General features: G+C 68.9%; 11 protein-coding genes. 8 read left to right on the forward strand and 3 right to left on the reverse strand.

Features of this window, described 5'->3' with window-relative positions:
• The first annotated feature begins 218 nt into the window (after nt 1–218).
• The 3 genes from A2G96_RS12200 (at nt 219) to purT (ending at nt 3289) form a co-directional block, all read left to right on the forward strand.
• Nucleotides 219–1388 carry an MFS transporter gene (locus A2G96_RS12200; protein WP_062802157.1) on the forward strand — a complete coding sequence of 390 codons (1170 nt, stop codon included), beginning with the start codon at nt 219–221 and terminating at the stop codon, nt 1386–1388.
• Nucleotides 1389–1532: 144 nt separating this feature from the next.
• On the forward strand, nt 1533–2012 hold the full coding sequence (locus tag A2G96_RS12205; RefSeq protein WP_062799499.1) for a hypothetical protein: 480 nt from the start codon (nt 1533–1535) through the stop codon (nt 2010–2012).
• Nucleotides 2013–2083: 71 nt separating this feature from the next.
• Entirely contained in the window at nt 2084–3289 is a 1206-nt protein-coding gene (purT, locus tag A2G96_RS12210) for a formate-dependent phosphoribosylglycinamide formyltransferase (protein ID WP_062799501.1), read from the forward strand.
• A 30-nt stretch (nt 3290–3319) separates the two neighbouring features.
• Here purT and A2G96_RS12215 read toward each other — a convergent pair whose 3' ends face one another.
• Both A2G96_RS12215 and A2G96_RS12220 read right to left on the reverse strand, forming a co-directional pair.
• Complete coding sequence (locus tag A2G96_RS12215) at nt 3320–4648, reverse strand: mechanosensitive ion channel family protein (protein ID WP_062799503.1); 1329 nt, start codon at nt 4646–4648, stop codon at nt 3320–3322.
• A 146-nt stretch (nt 4649–4794) separates the two neighbouring features.
• Nucleotides 4795–6018: an HD-GYP domain-containing protein gene (locus tag A2G96_RS12220; RefSeq protein ID WP_062799505.1), complete on the reverse strand. Its 1224-nt coding sequence runs from the start codon at nt 6016–6018 to the stop codon at nt 4795–4797.
• Between the two features lie 226 nt (nt 6019–6244).
• Here A2G96_RS12220 and A2G96_RS12225 point away from each other — a divergent pair, with 226 nt between their 5' ends.
• Both A2G96_RS12225 and A2G96_RS12230 read left to right on the forward strand, forming a co-directional pair.
• The gene (locus A2G96_RS12225; protein ID WP_062799507.1) at nt 6245–6538 is read left to right on the forward strand and encodes a putative quinol monooxygenase; all 294 of its coding nucleotides are present in this window, start codon (nt 6245–6247) and stop codon (nt 6536–6538) included.
• Nucleotides 6539–6669: 131 nt separating this feature from the next.
• A complete protein-coding gene (locus tag A2G96_RS12230) occupies nt 6670–7671 on the forward strand; it encodes a cysteine synthase A (RefSeq protein WP_062799510.1) in 1002 nt (333 codons plus the stop codon).
• An 8-nt stretch (nt 7672–7679) separates the two neighbouring features.
• Here the strand turns inward: A2G96_RS12230 and prpR are convergent, their stop codons facing one another.
• The gene (prpR, locus tag A2G96_RS12235) at nt 7680–9653 is read right to left on the reverse strand and encodes a propionate catabolism operon regulatory protein PrpR (RefSeq protein ID WP_082818937.1); all 1974 of its coding nucleotides are present in this window, start codon (nt 9651–9653) and stop codon (nt 7680–7682) included.
• A gap of 280 nt (nt 9654–9933) precedes the next feature.
• Here prpR and prpB point away from each other — a divergent pair, with 280 nt between their 5' ends.
• The 3 genes from prpB to acnD all read left to right on the forward strand — a co-directional run bounded on the left by prpB (nt 9934) and on the right by acnD (nt 14834).
• On the forward strand, nt 9934–10842 hold the full coding sequence (gene prpB, locus A2G96_RS12240) for a methylisocitrate lyase (protein ID WP_062799512.1): 909 nt from the start codon (nt 9934–9936) through the stop codon (nt 10840–10842).
• 99 nt (nt 10843–10941) lie between these two features.
• The gene (gene prpC, locus A2G96_RS12245; protein ID WP_062799513.1) at nt 10942–12099 is read left to right on the forward strand and encodes a bifunctional 2-methylcitrate synthase/citrate synthase; all 1158 of its coding nucleotides are present in this window, start codon (nt 10942–10944) and stop codon (nt 12097–12099) included.
• 122 nt (nt 12100–12221) lie between these two features.
• The gene (gene acnD / locus A2G96_RS12250; RefSeq protein ID WP_062799515.1) at nt 12222–14834 is read left to right on the forward strand and encodes a Fe/S-dependent 2-methylisocitrate dehydratase AcnD; all 2613 of its coding nucleotides are present in this window, start codon (nt 12222–12224) and stop codon (nt 14832–14834) included.
• Nucleotides 14835–15003: the final 169 nt, after the last annotated feature.

Below are 15003 nucleotides of genomic sequence, written 5' to 3' on the forward strand. Positions count from 1 at the left end.
CAAATTGACACGGCCGGGCGCCGCGGCATACCCTCGCCCTACCCTGCGGTATATTCAGTGCCCGCTTAAATTGCAGACATTGCAGACATGGAAGGCGCCCGGGGGCCCACAACGATAACGATAACCCCGCGACGAGACCCACCGTGCCCCTCTCCCCCACCACTTCCCGCTATGCCGGCCTGCGCCCGGCGCTGCCAATCCTGCTCGGCGCTTCGGTGATGCTGAGCCTGGCCATGGGCCTGCGCCAGAGCCTGGGCATCTTCATGCCGCCGCTGACGCGCGACATCGGCATCTCGGTGTCGGATTTCACCGTCGCCATCGCCGTGCAGAACCTGGCGTGGGGGCTGCTGCAGCCGCTCGCCGGCGCTTGGGCCACGCGCATCGGCTTCCGTCCGCTGATGATGGCGGGCTCGCTGCTGTACGTGACCGGCCTGGTGCTGCTGGCGACCGCGCACAGCCTGGTCGGCGTCACGCTCGGTGCGGGCGTGGCCATCGGCGCGTCGATGGCCTGCACCGGCAGCGCGCTGGCGATGGCGGTGGCGGCGCGGCCGGTGCCGGCGGCGCTGCGCAGCACGGTGCTGGGGCTGGTGTCGGGCGCGGGTTCGCTGGGCGCGCTGCTGGCGGCGCCGATCGGGCAGATGGTGACGCAGGCCTATGGCTGGCGCACCGGGCTGGCCGCGTTCGTGCTGCTGGCGCTGGTGATGCTGCCGGCGGCGTGGGCGGCCGGGCGTGTCGACCGCCTGCCGCTGGCGACGCCGGCTGGTGTCGGCCAGGACAACGCGCGCCAGGCGCTGGGCACCGCACTGCGCCACGCGCCGTTCGTGGTGATGGCGCTGGCGTACTTTGTCTGCGGCATGCAGCTGGTGTTCCTGACCACGCACCTGCCGTCGTATCTCGATGTGTGCGGCATGGACCCGATGCTCAGCGCCGAGGCGCTGGGCGTGATCGGCGGCTTCAACGTGCTGGGCAGCATCTTCTTCGGCTGGGCCGGCGGCCGCTACAACAAGCTGATGCTGCTGGGCGGCATCTATACGCTGCGCTCGCTGGCGCTTACCTGGTACTTCTCGTCGGCGCCGACGCCGCAGAGCACGCTGGTGTTCGCCGCGGTGATGGGCTTCCTGTGGCTGGGCGTGGCGCCGCTGGTGTCGGGCTGGATCGCCGAGACCTTCGGCCTGCGCTGGCAGGCAATGCTGGGCGGCGTGGCCTTCTTCAGCCACCAGATCGGCAGCTTTGTCGGCGCCTTCGGCGGCGGGCTGGTCTATGACGCGCTCGGCTCCTATACCGTGGCCTGGCAGGCCGGCGTCGCGCTGGGCTTGGCGGCGGGGCTCGCGCAGATCGCTTTCGCGGTGGCGACGCGGCCGCGGCCGCCGTTGATGGCGACGTCCTGAGCGCGGCGGCGGTAAGAACGGGCGCGCATTGTAAATCTGGCGTCACGCAGCGCACGCACGGGCCGGTACGGCGCGGGCCGAGCTGCTGGAACGGTTCCTGCCTGTCTGCGCAAAGACGCAACGCCCAGACCCAAGGAGGCCCCCATGACCTCGACCGAACAGGAAATCCTCGTGTGCGGCCCGGAACACGGCCGCTGGCATCTGGAAATGCGCACCGGCAAGGGTGCGCCGGAGCGGCTCGACGGCGAGTTCGACTCGCCCGAGATGGCGATCGCCGGCGCGCAGCAGGTCTATCCGTCGATTCCGGTACGCGTGACCGATATTTCCGGCGCGCCGGCCCCCTCCGCCCCCGCGCATGAAGGCTCGCTGACCGACTACCACTATGGCGGCCACAGCGTGACCCGCGACGAGAAACTGACCGGGCGCGCGCATCCGTCCAGCGACACCTCGCAGCCGCCGCCGGGGCCGCACCCCTACCAGCCCACCGATCTCGGCAACCTGCCCCCGGGCACGCCGCGCCACGGCATGTACGGCGTCGCCTCCAGCCCGGCCGAGGCCGAGGCGGCCGACCGCAAGGACCAGGCGACGCGGCGCCCCGCCAGCTCGCGCGACGCCGAAGACTAGGGCCGGCGGCGCCAGCGGGCGCGGCAGCACGTACAATCGCGTTTTTCCCTGCGCCTCGCCGCCCCGCCGCCATGACCACCCTCGGAACGCCCCTTTCCCCCTCCGCCACCAAAGTGATGCTGCTCGGCTCCGGCGAGCTCGGCAAGGAGGTGCTGATCGCGCTGCAGCGCCTGGGCGTCGAGACCATCGCGGTCGACCGCTATGACAACGCGCCCGGCCAGCAGGTCGCGCATCATGCGCGCACCATCGCGATGAGCGACCCGGACCAGCTCAAGGCCCTGATCGAAGCCGAGAAGCCGCACCTGGTAGTGCCCGAGATCGAGGCGATCGCCACGCCGATGCTGGAAACGCTGGAAGCCGCCGGCACCGTGCGCGTAATTCCGACCGCCCGCGCCGCGCGCCTGACCATGGACCGCGAAGGCATCCGCCGGCTCGCCGCCGAGTCGCTTGGGCTGCCGACCAGCCCCTACAAGTTCTGCGATTCGCTCGCGGAACTGCAGGCCGCGATCGACGGCGGCATCGGCTACCCGTGCGTGGTCAAGCCGGTGATGAGCAGCTCCGGCAAGGGCCAGAGCAAGATCGACGGCCCCGAGGGCGTGCAGGCGGCGTGGGACTACGCCATGGCCGGCGGCCGCGTCAGCCACGGCCGCGTGATCGTCGAGGGCTTTATCGATTTCGACTACGAGATCACGCTGCTGACGGTGCGCGCGGTGGGCGCCAGCGGCCAGGTGGAGACGCAATTCTGCGCCCCGATCGGCCACGTGCAGGTCAGCGGCGATTACGTCGAAAGCTGGCAGCCGCAGCCGATGCACCCGGCCGCGCTCGCCAGCGCGCAGCGCATTGCGCAGGCAGTCACGGCCGACCTGGGTGGCATGGGCCTGTTCGGCGTCGAGCTGTTCGTCAAGGGCGAGCAGGTCTGGTTCAGCGAGGTCAGCCCGCGCCCGCACGACACCGGCATGGTCACCATGGCCACGCAATGGCAAAACGAGTTCGAGCTGCATGCGCGCGCCATCCTCGGCCTGCCGGTCGACACCACGCTGCGCAGCCCCGGCGCCAGCGCCGTGATCTACGGCGGCGTGGAAGCCCAAGGGGTGGTCTTCGACGGCGTCGACCAGGCCCTGCGCGTGCCGCAGACCGAGGTGCGGCTGTTCGGCAAGCCCGAGAGCTTCGCCCGCCGCCGCATGGGCGTGGCGCTGGCCTATGCCGACGATGTCGACACCGCGCGCACGCGCGCCAAGGAAGCCGCCAGCCGCGTGCGCCCGCGCGCGGTCGGCTGAGCCGCTCTCCTACATCTCGCCTGCATCCCGCTACATCGGATGGCTGCCCGCGGCGGCGCCGTTGGCCGGGGCATGCTGGACCGCCTGCGCGGCCGCCACCTGCGCCGCGGCCAGCACCGGCGCGATGCGCACGCCGTTCAGGTCGGCGCCCGACGGCGCCTGGTACAGCCGCAGTCCCAGTTCCGGCAGGATCGCCAGCAGGTGGTCGAACACATCGCCCTGGATGCGCTCGTAGTCCATCCACGCGGTGAGCGCGGTAAAGCAGTAGATCTCGACCGGGATGCCCTGCGAATCGGGCTCCATCATGCGCACGTTCAGCAGCAGGTCGTGGTGGATCTCGGGGTGCGCCTTCAGGTAGGCGATGCCATAGGCGCGGAAGGTGCCGATATTGGTCAGCCGGCGCCGGTTGACCGGGTCGTTGCCGGCGGCGATCAGCAGCCGGTTGGCCTCGTCGACCTCGCGCTGCTTTTCTTCGAGGTAGTCGTGCAGCAGGCGGAAGCGCATCAGCGCCTGCACCTCGCGGTCTTCCAGGAAGCGCACGCTGCCCGCATCGAGCCGCAAGGTGCGCTTGATCCGGCGCGCGCCGGACTCGAACATCTGCCGGTAGTTGCGATAGCTCTCCGAGAACAGCTTGTAGGTCGGCACCGTGGTCACGGTGTTGTCCCAGTTCTGCACCTTGACCGTATGCAGCGCGATGTCCTTGACGTAGCCGTCGGCGTTGCACTGGGGCATTTCGATCCAGTCGCCGATGCGCAGCATGTCGTTGGAGGTCAGCTGCGTGCTCGCCACCAGCGACAGCAGCGTGTCCTTGAACACCAGCAGCAGCACCGCCGACAGCGCGCCCAGGCCGGACAGCATCCACAGCGGCGAGCGGTTGATCAGGATCGACAGCACCAGCACCGCGCACACCAGTCCCAGCCCCAGCCGGCCCACCTGGATATAGCCCTTGATCGAACGCGTCTGCGCCCGGCGGCTGCTGGCGTACACGTCCTGCCAGGCGCCCAGCACCCCGCCCAGCATCAGGAAGAAGCACACCCACAGGCTGGCATGCGCGAGGCGCTCGATCGCCAGCGCATAGCGCCCCATGTGCGGCACTTCGCCGATACCGACGGTGATCACGGCAAAGCCCACCGCGTAGCCGAAGCGCCGGTAGGCGCGGTGGCGCGTCAATGCCGTGCTCCACGGCGTCTTGCCCCACACCTTCAGCAGCCGGTGGGCGATGCGCGACATCACACGACCGAACAGCCATTGCGCCAGCGCGGCGATCAGGCATAGCGCGGCCAGGTACAGCGCGATCTGTGCCCATGGATGGGCAGGAATACGTTGCTGGAACAGCTCCAGCAGGGCATCGAAATTCATGGCGGGGCGACTCTGGCCTTGGACTTGGCCAGATAGTGTACCGAACGCGCCCGGCTCCGCTGTCTGCCGTGTGGGTGCGGTCTATCCTGCGCCCCCCCACTGCGCGGCGCGCAGCTACTTGCTGCTACCGCGCAATGGCGGCCCCCTCAAGCCACCGGCGCATACATCCCCAACAACTGCTCATCCGTAAAGCCCCAATCCGCCGCGTTCTCGAACGCCACCACGGTCTCGTCGCCATGACGCAGGTCGATCAGCTCGGTCGGCACCGGCCGCGACTGCGACACCGAGTAGAACGCCATCACCTTGGGCCGCAGCGGGTCGGCGTCATGCTGCGCGCACACCACCGCCAGCCGGTTGGAGCGCAGCCGCAGCACGGTGCCGAGCGGGTAGATGCCGACGGTGCGCGAGAAGGCCTTGAACACGCGCCGGTCGAACAGCGTGTCGACGCGCACCGCCATGTATTCCATGGCGCGGGCCGGCGACCATGGCTGGTGCCCGGGGTGGCTGGCGGTGAGCGTGTCGTAGGTATCGCAGACCGCGCCGATCCTGGCATGCACGCTCAGTTCGTGCCCGACCAGGCCAAAGGGAAAACCGCGCCCGTCGACGCGTTCGTGGTGGTGGACGCAGACGTCGAGCGGGATATTGGAATAGAGCCGGGCTTCGTTGAGGATGCGGTAGCCGGCGGAGGGATGGCGGCGGTAGGCCTCTTCCTGCTCGGGCGTGCGCTCGCCCGCGCGGAGGCTGGCGGCGCTGGGCACGGTCAGCTTGCCGATGTCGTGGACCAGGCCGGCGAGGCCCAGTTCGCGCACCTCGTCGTCGGGCAGGCCCAGGGTGCGGCCGACCGCGATCATCAGCGCGCAGACCGCGAAGGCATGCAGGTAGTTGTCGTCGCCGCGCGCCTTGAGCCGCGCCAGCGCCAGCAGCGCCTGCCCATGGCGCGACAGCGAGCGCGAGGCCGCGTCGACCAGCAGCAGCGCGCCGCTGACCTCCAGCGCCCGCCCCATGCGCACGTCGGCAAACATCGAGCCGATCACGGCCTTGCCGGACTGCAGCAGTTCGCGCGCATGCCCGATCTCGGCTTCGAGCGTGGTGGCTGGCGCCGCGTCGGCCTGGCCGCCGGCGATGGGCGCAGGCTGGGCCGGGGCAATGGCAAAGGCTGGGTCGGCCGCCTCCTCCGGCGCCGGCAGATTGCGGCCCTTCAGGATATCGATCCAGACTTCGCGCACGCCCGCCGACTGGATCTGCCGTACCTGCTCCTCGCTGGCGACCAGGAAGCGCGCGCGCCAGAACGGATGGTTGATCCAGGGCCCGCCCAGCCTGGCGACGAACATCCCGACCTGCAATTGCTCCGACCCGATGCGTCTCAGCATGCGCCATCCCCCCGGATGATGGTTTTCTTGTTGTCGATCCGGCTATCGGCAGCGTCGCGCATAACTTGAGCGCCGGCAACGGCCGCAGGAACCGCGCCGCGCACCCTTGTCAAGCGCCAGACGAATGCCCGGACGGCGCCGTCGGGCATTGCCGGCGCGGCCATGGCCGCCGCTACAATGGCTGGCCCAGTGCTCACAGACGCCAGCCAGTCGCCCCCGTTCACCCATGTCCGGAACGTACACGCTAGTCGGCATCGCCCGTGCCAAGACCCACCGCCGCGATGCGCTGGTCTCCCAGCTCGCCGCGCTGCGCTCGCGCGGGCTGACCGAGCCCGGCTGCCTGGACTACCACGTCGGTCAGGATGCCGAGGACGCGCGCGTGTTCGTCATCTACATGGTGTGGGACTCCAAGCGCGCGCTCGAATCGCACCTGAACCGCCCGTATATGCGCGATTTCCACGCCGCGCGCGCGGACTTCGTCGAAGGCGACTTCAGCTTCCGCTGGCTCAACGCCGCCTGAGCCCGCCGCCCCATTACCGGCCCGGCGCAAGGCGCCATCCCGGTCACTTCCCGCCCCGCCCGCTTGTCATTGCCGCCGCACCGATCTATCACTCAAGGTGACGCCCGCCACGGGCGCGGCAGGAGGGCACCATGGAAGTCAGGGATGGATTTGCCGGCACCATCGGCCACACGCCGCTGATCCGGCTGGCCGGCCTGAGCGCCGACACCGGCTGCGACATCTACGGCAAGGCGGAATTTCTCAATCCCGGCGGCTCGGTCAAGGACCGCGCCGCGCTCTACATCATCCGCGATGCCGAGCGGCGCGGCCTGCTGAAGCCGGGCGGCACGGTGATCGAAGGCACGGCGGGCAATACCGGCATCGGCCTGGCGCACCTGTGCGCGGCGCGCGGCTACCGCTGCATCGTGGTGATCCCGGACACGCAGTCGCCGGAAAAGATGGAGCGGCTGCGCATGCTGGGCGCCGAGGTGCGCGCGGTACCGGCCAGGCCCTATGCCGATCCGGACAACTACCAGAAGATTGCCGGCCGGCTCGCCGACGAAACCGATAACGCGATCTGGGCCAACCAGTTCGACAACCTTGCCAACCGCCAGGCCCACTACGAGACCACCGGCCCCGAGATCTGGCAGGCCACCGCCGGCCATATCGACGCATTCACCTGCGCCACCGGCACCGGCGGCTCGCTGGCGGGCATCGCGCGCTGCCTGAAGGAACACAAGCCGGGCGTGCGCATCGTGCTGGCCGACCCGCACGGCAGCGGCCTGTACCACTTCGTCAAGCACCGCGAGGTCAAGGCCGAAGGCAGCTCGATCACCGAAGGCATCGGCTCCAGCCGCGTCACCGCCAACCTGCAGGACACGCCGATCGACGACGCCGTGCGCATCGACGACCAGACCTGCGTCGACATGGTCTACCGGCTGCTGCGCGAGGAAGGGCTGTTCGTCGGCGGGTCGTCCGGCATCAACGTCGGCGCCGCGGTGGCGCTGGCGCGCGAGATGGGGCCGGGGCACACCATCGTGACGCTGCTGTGCGACCGTGGCGACCTGTATATGGGGCGGCTGTTCAATGAAGAATGGCTGCAGGGCAAGGGGCTGCAGCCGATTCCGTTCCGCCGGGCCAGCCCGGCAGGGTAACGTCCAGGCTAGGCCGCCTTCAGCCGCCGCCACAGCGTGGTGGGGCTGATGCCGAGGATATGGCAGGCGGCGGTCCGGTCGCCGCCGCACTCTTCCAGCACGCGCCGGATATGGTCGACCTCGCTGGATTGCTTGACGCGCGCCAGCGAGCGGCGCGCCCGCGCGGCCGGCGCCGCCGGTGCGGCTTCGGCTCCGGGCGCGGGCGCAGTGGCCAGCGCGGCCCCGCCGAACAGCTCGGGCGCGGCGGCCTGCAGTTCGCGCTGCAGGGCCTCGCCGTCGAGCCGGCGGCCGGCGACCAGCACCGCGATGCGCTCGGTCACGTTTTCCAGCTCGCGGATATTGCCGGGCCAGTGGTAGCGCGCCAGCCGCGCGCGCGCGGCCGCGGGCAGGCGCTGCGGGCGTTCCAGGCCCAGCCGGTCCTGCGCGCGGCGGTACAGCAGCTCGGCCAGCTCCGGCAGGTCTTCGGCGCGCTCGCGCAGCGGCGGCATGGCGATGCGCAGGATGTTGAGGCGGTAATACAGGTCCTGGCGGAAGCTGCCGTCGCGCACCATCGCGGCCAGGTCGCGATGGGTGGCGGCGATCACGCGCACGTTCACCGGCACCGCGTCGAGCCCGCCGATCGGCAGCACCTGCTTTTCCTGCAGCACGCGCAGCAGGCGCGTCTGCAGCGCGGGCGGCATGTCGCCGACCTCGTCGAGAAACAGCGTGCCGTTGTGGGCCGACTCGAACAGGCCGGCCTTGCCGCCGCGGCGCGCGCCGGTGAAGGCGCCCTCTTCGTAGCCGAACAGCTCGCTTTCCAGCAGCGCCTCGGGAAAGGCGGCGCAGTTGACCGCGACGAACGGGAACGCGCGGCGCGGGCTGGCATCGTGCATGCCTTGCGCCAGCACCTCCTTGCCGGTGCCGCTTTCGCCGCCGATCAGCACGGTCGAGTCGACCGCGGCGTAGCGCCGCGCCAGCTCGCGCAGCGCCGTCATCGCCGCCGAAGTGCCGGCCAGGTCGTCGAGGCTGTAGCGCACCGCCGCCGGCCGCGCGCGGCTGCGCGAGCGCAGGTTGCGGTCGACGCGCTGGATCGCGCTGGCGTCCTGGATGGTCAGCACCGCGCCGGTGGTGCCGGCCTCGCCCAGGATCGGGATGCGGTTGACCACCACCATCTTGTCGCCCAGCTTGTGGATCGCCTCGAGTTCCTTGTCGCCGGTCTGCATCACGCCTTCCAGCGCCAGGCTGGGCGCCAGCGTCTGCAGCTTGCGCCCCACCGCGGCGGCGGCCGAGGTGCCGAGGAAGCGCTCCATCGCCGGGTTGAACGACTGGATCCGTCCCTGCGCGTCGACCGCCGCCACGCCCTCGTTCAGGTGCGCCAGGATGGTGTTGACGTAGTCGCGCCGGGTGGCCTCGATGCGGCGCAGGCGCGCGGCCTCGATCGCGTCTTCCAGCGCCATGCGCACCGAGTTGCCGGAGTACAGGAACACGCCGGTCAGGCCATGGCGGTCGGCCAGGTCGGTCACCAGGCCGGGGCCCACCACCACCTGGATGCCCTCCTGCTTGAGCGCCTTCACGCGCGCCACGGCGTCGTCCTCGGTCAGGTAGGTGTAGGCCGGCACCGACAGCGAGAACGCGCGCACGAATTCGTCGACCTCGGCATAGGTGGCCGCGTGGGTGACCAGCGCCACGCGCGGCGAGATCCGCCGTGCGGTGGCGAGCGCGCTCATCACGTCGAAGCCCGTGACCTTGACCAGCACCACCGGCACGTCGACATGCTGGCGCAGGTAGGCGCCGTTGGAGCCGCCGGCGACGACTACGTCGAGCCGGCCCTCGCGCACCTCGCGCGACACCGCGCTGGCGGCGGCCTCGAAGCCCTTGCCGACGATGCGGAATTCGGCGCGGTCGGCATAGGCCGGGATCAGGTCGGCGAAGGCGCGCGCGAGGCGGCTGATGCCGATCGCCCAGATGCGCGGTCGGCCTTGCGTGGAAACGGGCGGAGCCATGATGCGGTGCGGAAGGAAAGTCGGATGAAAAGCGGCGGGAACGGGCGTACAGTGCTGTCACATTGTCCGCTACGCGGCCCGGTATTTCAACTTTGAATTCCAAAACTCAGGGTTTGGATTTCAAAAGTGCGTAAATCCCGGCATGGATGCCACGGCGAAATCCCACGCCCTACCCGCTAGCCCAATAACGACAAGGGTTTGCGGGGTTTCCGGCCGCTTTCGCAAATCCTGGCACATCCCTTGCAGTATCCGGCTTGTCCTGTTCACCAACGCATACGCCATGACCTACTCCGCTTCCGACCTCGCGCGCTCCGCTGGCGCCCGCTTCCGCCAGGCGCTGGCCGACGAACATCCGCTGCAGGTGGTTGGCGCCATCAACGCCAACCATGCGCTGCTGGCCAAGCGCGCCGGCTACCGCGCCATCTACCTGTCGGGCGGCGGCGTCGCGGCCGGCTCGCTGGGCCTGCCGGACCTGGGCATCTCGAACCTGGACGACGTGCTGACCGACATCCGCCGCATCACCGACGTGTGCGACACGCCGCTGCTGGTCGACGTCGACACCGGCTTCGGCGCCTCGGCCTTCAACGTGGCCCGCACCACCAAATCGCTGATCAAGTTCGGCGCCGCAGCCATGCATATCGAGGACCAGGTCGGCGCCAAGCGCTGCGGCCACCGTCCCAACAAGGAAATCGTCACCCAGGGTGAAATGGTCGACCGCATCAAGGCCGCGGTCGACGCCCGCACCGACGACAACTTCGTCATCATGGCCCGCACCGATGCGCTCGCCGTCGAAGGCCTGGACAAGGCCATCGAGCGCGCGGTGGCGTGCGTGGAAGCCGGCGCCGACGCGATCTTCCCGGAAGCCATGACCGACCTCGGCATGTACCGCAAGTTCGTCGACGCGGTGAAGGTGCCGGTGCTGGCCAACATCACCGAGTTCGGCGCCACGCCGCTGTTCACCACCGAGGAACTGGGCGGCGCCGGCGTGTCGATGGTGCTGTACCCGCTGTCGGCCTTCCGCGCCATGAACAAGGCCGCGGAAAACGTCTACGCGGCGATCCGCCGCGACGGCACGCAGAAGAACGTGGTCGATACCATGCAGACCCGCGCCGAACTCTACGAGAGCATCGGCTACCATGCCTTCGAGCAGAAGCTCGACGCCCTGTTCGCGCAAGGCAAGGGCAAGTAAGCGACCAGATCCAGCCGCGGCCGGGCCGGGGAACTCCCCTCCCGGCCGCTTGCACGACCACAGACAGGCAACACCAGGCATCACACCAAGGAGACCCAGATGTCCGAAGCGCAACCGCTCGTCACTCCCAAGCCCAAGAAATCCGTCGCGCTGTCGGGCGTGACCGCCGGCAACACCGCGCTGTGCACCGTCGGCCGCACCGGCAACGACCTGCACTACCGCGGCTACGACATCCTCGATATCGCCGAGACCTGCGAGTTCGAGGAAATCGCCCACCTGCTGGTGCACGGCAAGCTGCCGACCAAATCCGAGCTGGCTGCCTACAAGGCCAAGCTGAAGAGCCTGCGCGGCCTGCCCGCCAACGTCAAGGCGGCGCTGGAATGGGTGCCCGCCAGCGCGCACCCGATGGACGTGATGCGCACCGGCGTGTCGGTGCTGGGCACGGTGCTGCCGGAGAAGGAAGACCACAACACCCCGGGCGCGCGCGACATCGCCGACCGCCTGATGGCCAGCCTGGGTTCGATGCTGCTGTACTGGTACCACTACAGCCACAACGGCCGCCGCATCGAGGTGGAGACCGACGACGACTCGATCGGCGGCCACTTCCTGCACCTGCTGCACGGCGAGAAGCCGTCGGCGCTGTGGGAGCGCGCCATGAACACCTCGCTCAACCTGTATGCCGAGCACGAGTTCAACGCGTCGACCTTCACCGCGCGCGTGATCGCCGGCACGGGTTCGGACATGTACTCGTCGATCGCCGGCGCGATCGGCGCGCTGCGTGGCCCCAAGCACGGCGGCGCCAACGAGGTCGCGTTCGAGATCCAGAAGCGCTACGACAACCCGGACGAGGCCCAGGCCGACATCACCCGCCGCGTCGAGAACAAGGAAGTCGTGATCGGCTTCGGCCACCCGGTGTACACCACCGGCGACCCGCGCAACCAGGTGATCAAGGAAGTGGCGAAGCGGCTGTCGAAGGACGCCGGCTCGATGAAGATGTTCGACATCGCCGAGCGCCTGGAAACGGTGATGTGGGACATCAAGAAGATGTTCCCCAACCTGGACTGGTTCAGCGCGGTCAGCTACCACATGATGGGCGTGCCGACCGCGATGTTCACGCCGCTGTTCGTGATCTCGCGCACCTCGGGCTGGGCCGCGCATATCATCGAGCAGCGCATCGACAACAAGATCATCCGCCCCAGCGCCAACTACACCGGGCCGGAAAACCTGAAGTTCGTGCCGATCAAGGATCGCAAGTAAGACCGGCTGCCGGATTGCCCCGGGTCGGGAGGCACTGATCCGGGCCCGGGGGCGAAAGGGTAGCTGGTCGCTGACACGGGGCCGCTACCCTTTTTTCATACTTATATCGATTTCCCTACACCATGAATTCTGCAAACCGCAAACCGCTACCGGGCACCAAGCTGGATTACTTCGACGCGCGCGCCGCGGTCGAGGCGATCCAGCCGGGTGCCTACGACAAGCTGCCGTACACGTCGCGCGTGCTGGCAGAAAACCTGGTGCGCCGCTGCGATCCCGCCACGCTGACGGATTCGCTGAAGCAGCTGATCGAGCGCAAGCGCGACCTCGACTTCCCATGGTTCCCGGCGCGCGTGGTGTGCCACGACATCCTGGGCCAGACCGCGCTGGTAGACCTGGCTGGCCTGCGCGACGCCATTGCCGACCAGGGCGGCGATCCCGCCAAGGTTAACCCGGTGGTGCCGGTGCAGCTGATCGTCGACCACTCGCTGGCGGTGGAGTGCGGCGGCTTCGATCCCGATGCCTTCGCCAAGAACCGCGCCATCGAAGACCGCCGCAACGAAGACCGTTTCCATTTCATCGACTGGACCAAGAAGGCGTTCAAGAACGTCGACGTGATCCCGCCGGGCAACGGCATCATGCACCAGATCAACCTGGAGAAGATGTCGCCGGTGATCCATGCTGACAACGGCGTGGCCTACCCCGACACCTGCGTCGGCACCGACAGCCACACCCCGCACGTCGATGCGCTGGGCGTGATCGCCATCGGCGTCGGCGGCCTGGAGGCCGAGAACGTGATGCTCGGCCGCGCCTCGTGGATGCGCCTGCCGGATATCGTCGGCGTCGAGCTGACCGGCAAGCGACAGCCCGGCATCACCGCCACCGACATCGTGCTGGCCCTGACCGAATTCCTGCGCAAGGAAAAAGTGGTCGGCGCCTACCTGGAATTCCGCGGCGAGGGCGCGTCGAGCCTGACGCTCGGCGACCGCGCCACCATCTCCAACATGGCACCCGAATACGGCGCCACCGCGGCGATGTTCTTCATCGACGAGCAGACCATCGAATACCTGCGCCTGACCGGCCGCAGCGACGAGCAGCTCAAGCTGGTCGAGACCTACGCCAGGACCGCCGGCCTGTGGGCCGATTCGCTGCAGAACGCCGAGTACGAGCGCGTGCTGAAGTTCGACCTGTCGAGCGTGGTGCGCAACATGGCCGGCCCGTCCAACCCGCACAAACGCCTGCCGACCTCGGCGCTGGCCGAGCGCGGCATCGCCGTCGACCTGGACCAGGCCCGCGCGCAGGAAGCCGAAGGCCTGATGCCCGATGGCGCCGTGATCATCGCCGCCATCACCAGCTGCACCAACACCAGCAACCCGCGCAACGTGATCGCCGCCGCGCTGCTGGCACGCAACGCCAACGCGCGCGGGCTGACGCGCAAGCCGTGGGTCAAGTCGTCGCTGGCGCCCGGCTCCAAGGCGGTCGAGCTGTACCTGGAAGAAGCGAAGCTGCTGCCCGACCTGGAAAAGCTCGGCTTCGGCATCGTCGCCTTTGCCTGCACCACCTGCAACGGCATGTCGGGCGCGCTCGATCCGAAGATCCAGCAGGAGATCATCGACCGCGACCTGTACGCGACCGCGGTGCTGTCGGGCAACCGCAATTTCGACGGCCGCATCCACCCGTACGCCAAGCAGGCCTTCCTGGCCTCGCCGCCGCTGGTGGTGGCCTACGCGATTGCCGGCACCATTCGCTTCGATATCGAGAAGGACGTGCTGGGCACCGACCAGGACGGCAAGCCGGTGTACCTGAAGGACATCTGGCCGAGCGACGAAGAGATCGACGCCATCGTCAAGCAGAGCGTCAAGCCCGAGCAGTTCCGCAAGGTCTACGAGCCAATGTTCGCGCTGACCGCCGACACCGGCGAGAGCGCCGCGCCGCTGTACGACTGGCGCCCGCAGAGCACCTATATCCGCCGCCCGCCGTACTGGGAAGGCGCGCTGGCCGGCGCGCGCACGCTGCAGGGCCTGCGTCCGCTGGCGGTGCTGGGCGACAACATCACCACCGACCACCTGTCGCCGTCCAACGCGATCCTGCCTAACAGTGCCGCGGGCGAATACCTGGCCAGGATGGGCCTGCCGGAAGAGGACTTCAACTCGTACGCGACGCACCGCGGCGACCACCTGACCGCGCAGCGCGCCACCTTCGCCAACCCGACGCTGGTCAATGAAATGGCCGTGGTCGACGGCCAGGTCAAAAAGGGTTCGCTGGCGCGCATCGAGCCGGAAGGCAAGGTGGTGCGCATGTGGGAGGCGATCGAGACCTATATGGACCGCAAGCAGCCGCTGATCATCATCGCCGGCGCCGACTATGGCCAAGGTTCGTCGCGCGACTGGGCCGCCAAGGGCGTACGCCTGGCCGGCGTGGAGGCCATCGTCGCCGAAGGCTTCGAGCGCATCCACCGCACCAACCTGATCGGCATGGGCGTGCTGCCGCTGGAGTTCAAACCGGGCGTGAACCGCCTGACGCTGGGCCTGGACGGCACCGAGACCTATGACGTGATCGGCGAGCGCCAGCCGCGCACGACGCTGACGCTGGTGGTCCATCGCAAGAACGGCGAGCGCGTCGAGGTGCCGGTGACGTGCCGTCTCGACAGCGACGAGGAAGTGTCGATCTACGAGGCGGGCGGCGTGCTGCAGCGGTTTGCGCAGGACTTTTTGGAGTCGAACAAGGCGGCGGCGTAAGCTCGAGCTGCTACCGAAGCCGGTGGTGTGCTCCCCTCTCCCGCTTGCGGGAGAGGGGTTGGGGGAGAGGGCTGGCGGTTGGCAAGCGCGATATCGCTTCACTTCGTGGCAACGCCTGCCCTCTCCCCCGCCCCTCTCCCAGAGGGAGAGGGGAGCAAATAAGCGCCAG

The sequence above is a fragment of the Cupriavidus nantongensis genome, from assembly GCF_001598055.1.
Classification (GTDB): Bacteria; Pseudomonadota; Gammaproteobacteria; order Burkholderiales; family Burkholderiaceae; genus Cupriavidus; species Cupriavidus nantongensis.

What these genes read in the sequence shown, in the direction of transcription:
- A2G96_RS12200 (WP_062802157.1), top strand. Translation starts at nt 219, where the DNA reads ATGCTGAGCCTGGCCATGGGCCTGCGCCAGAGCCTGGGCATCTTCATG.
- A2G96_RS12205 (WP_062799499.1), top strand. Translation starts at nt 1,533, where the DNA reads ATGACCTCGACCGAACAGGAAATCCTCGTGTGCGGCCCGGAACACGGC.
- purT (WP_062799501.1), top strand. Translation starts at nt 2,084, where the DNA reads ATGACCACCCTCGGAACGCCCCTTTCCCCCTCCGCCACCAAAGTGATG.
- A2G96_RS12215 (WP_062799503.1), bottom strand. Translation starts at nt 4,648, where the DNA reads ATGAATTTCGATGCCCTGCTGGAGCTGTTCCAGCAACGTATTCCTGCC.
- A2G96_RS12220 (WP_062799505.1), bottom strand. Translation starts at nt 6,018, where the DNA reads ATGCTGAGACGCATCGGGTCGGAGCAATTGCAGGTCGGGATGTTCGTC.
- A2G96_RS12225 (WP_062799507.1), top strand. Translation starts at nt 6,245, where the DNA reads ATGTCCGGAACGTACACGCTAGTCGGCATCGCCCGTGCCAAGACCCAC.
- A2G96_RS12230 (WP_062799510.1), top strand. Translation starts at nt 6,670, where the DNA reads ATGGAAGTCAGGGATGGATTTGCCGGCACCATCGGCCACACGCCGCTG.
- prpR (WP_082818937.1), bottom strand. Translation starts at nt 9,653, where the DNA reads ATGGCTCCGCCCGTTTCCACGCAAGGCCGACCGCGCATCTGGGCGATC.
- prpB (WP_062799512.1), top strand. Translation starts at nt 9,934, where the DNA reads ATGACCTACTCCGCTTCCGACCTCGCGCGCTCCGCTGGCGCCCGCTTC.
- prpC (WP_062799513.1), top strand. Translation starts at nt 10,942, where the DNA reads ATGTCCGAAGCGCAACCGCTCGTCACTCCCAAGCCCAAGAAATCCGTC.
- acnD (WP_062799515.1), top strand. Translation starts at nt 12,222, where the DNA reads ATGAATTCTGCAAACCGCAAACCGCTACCGGGCACCAAGCTGGATTAC.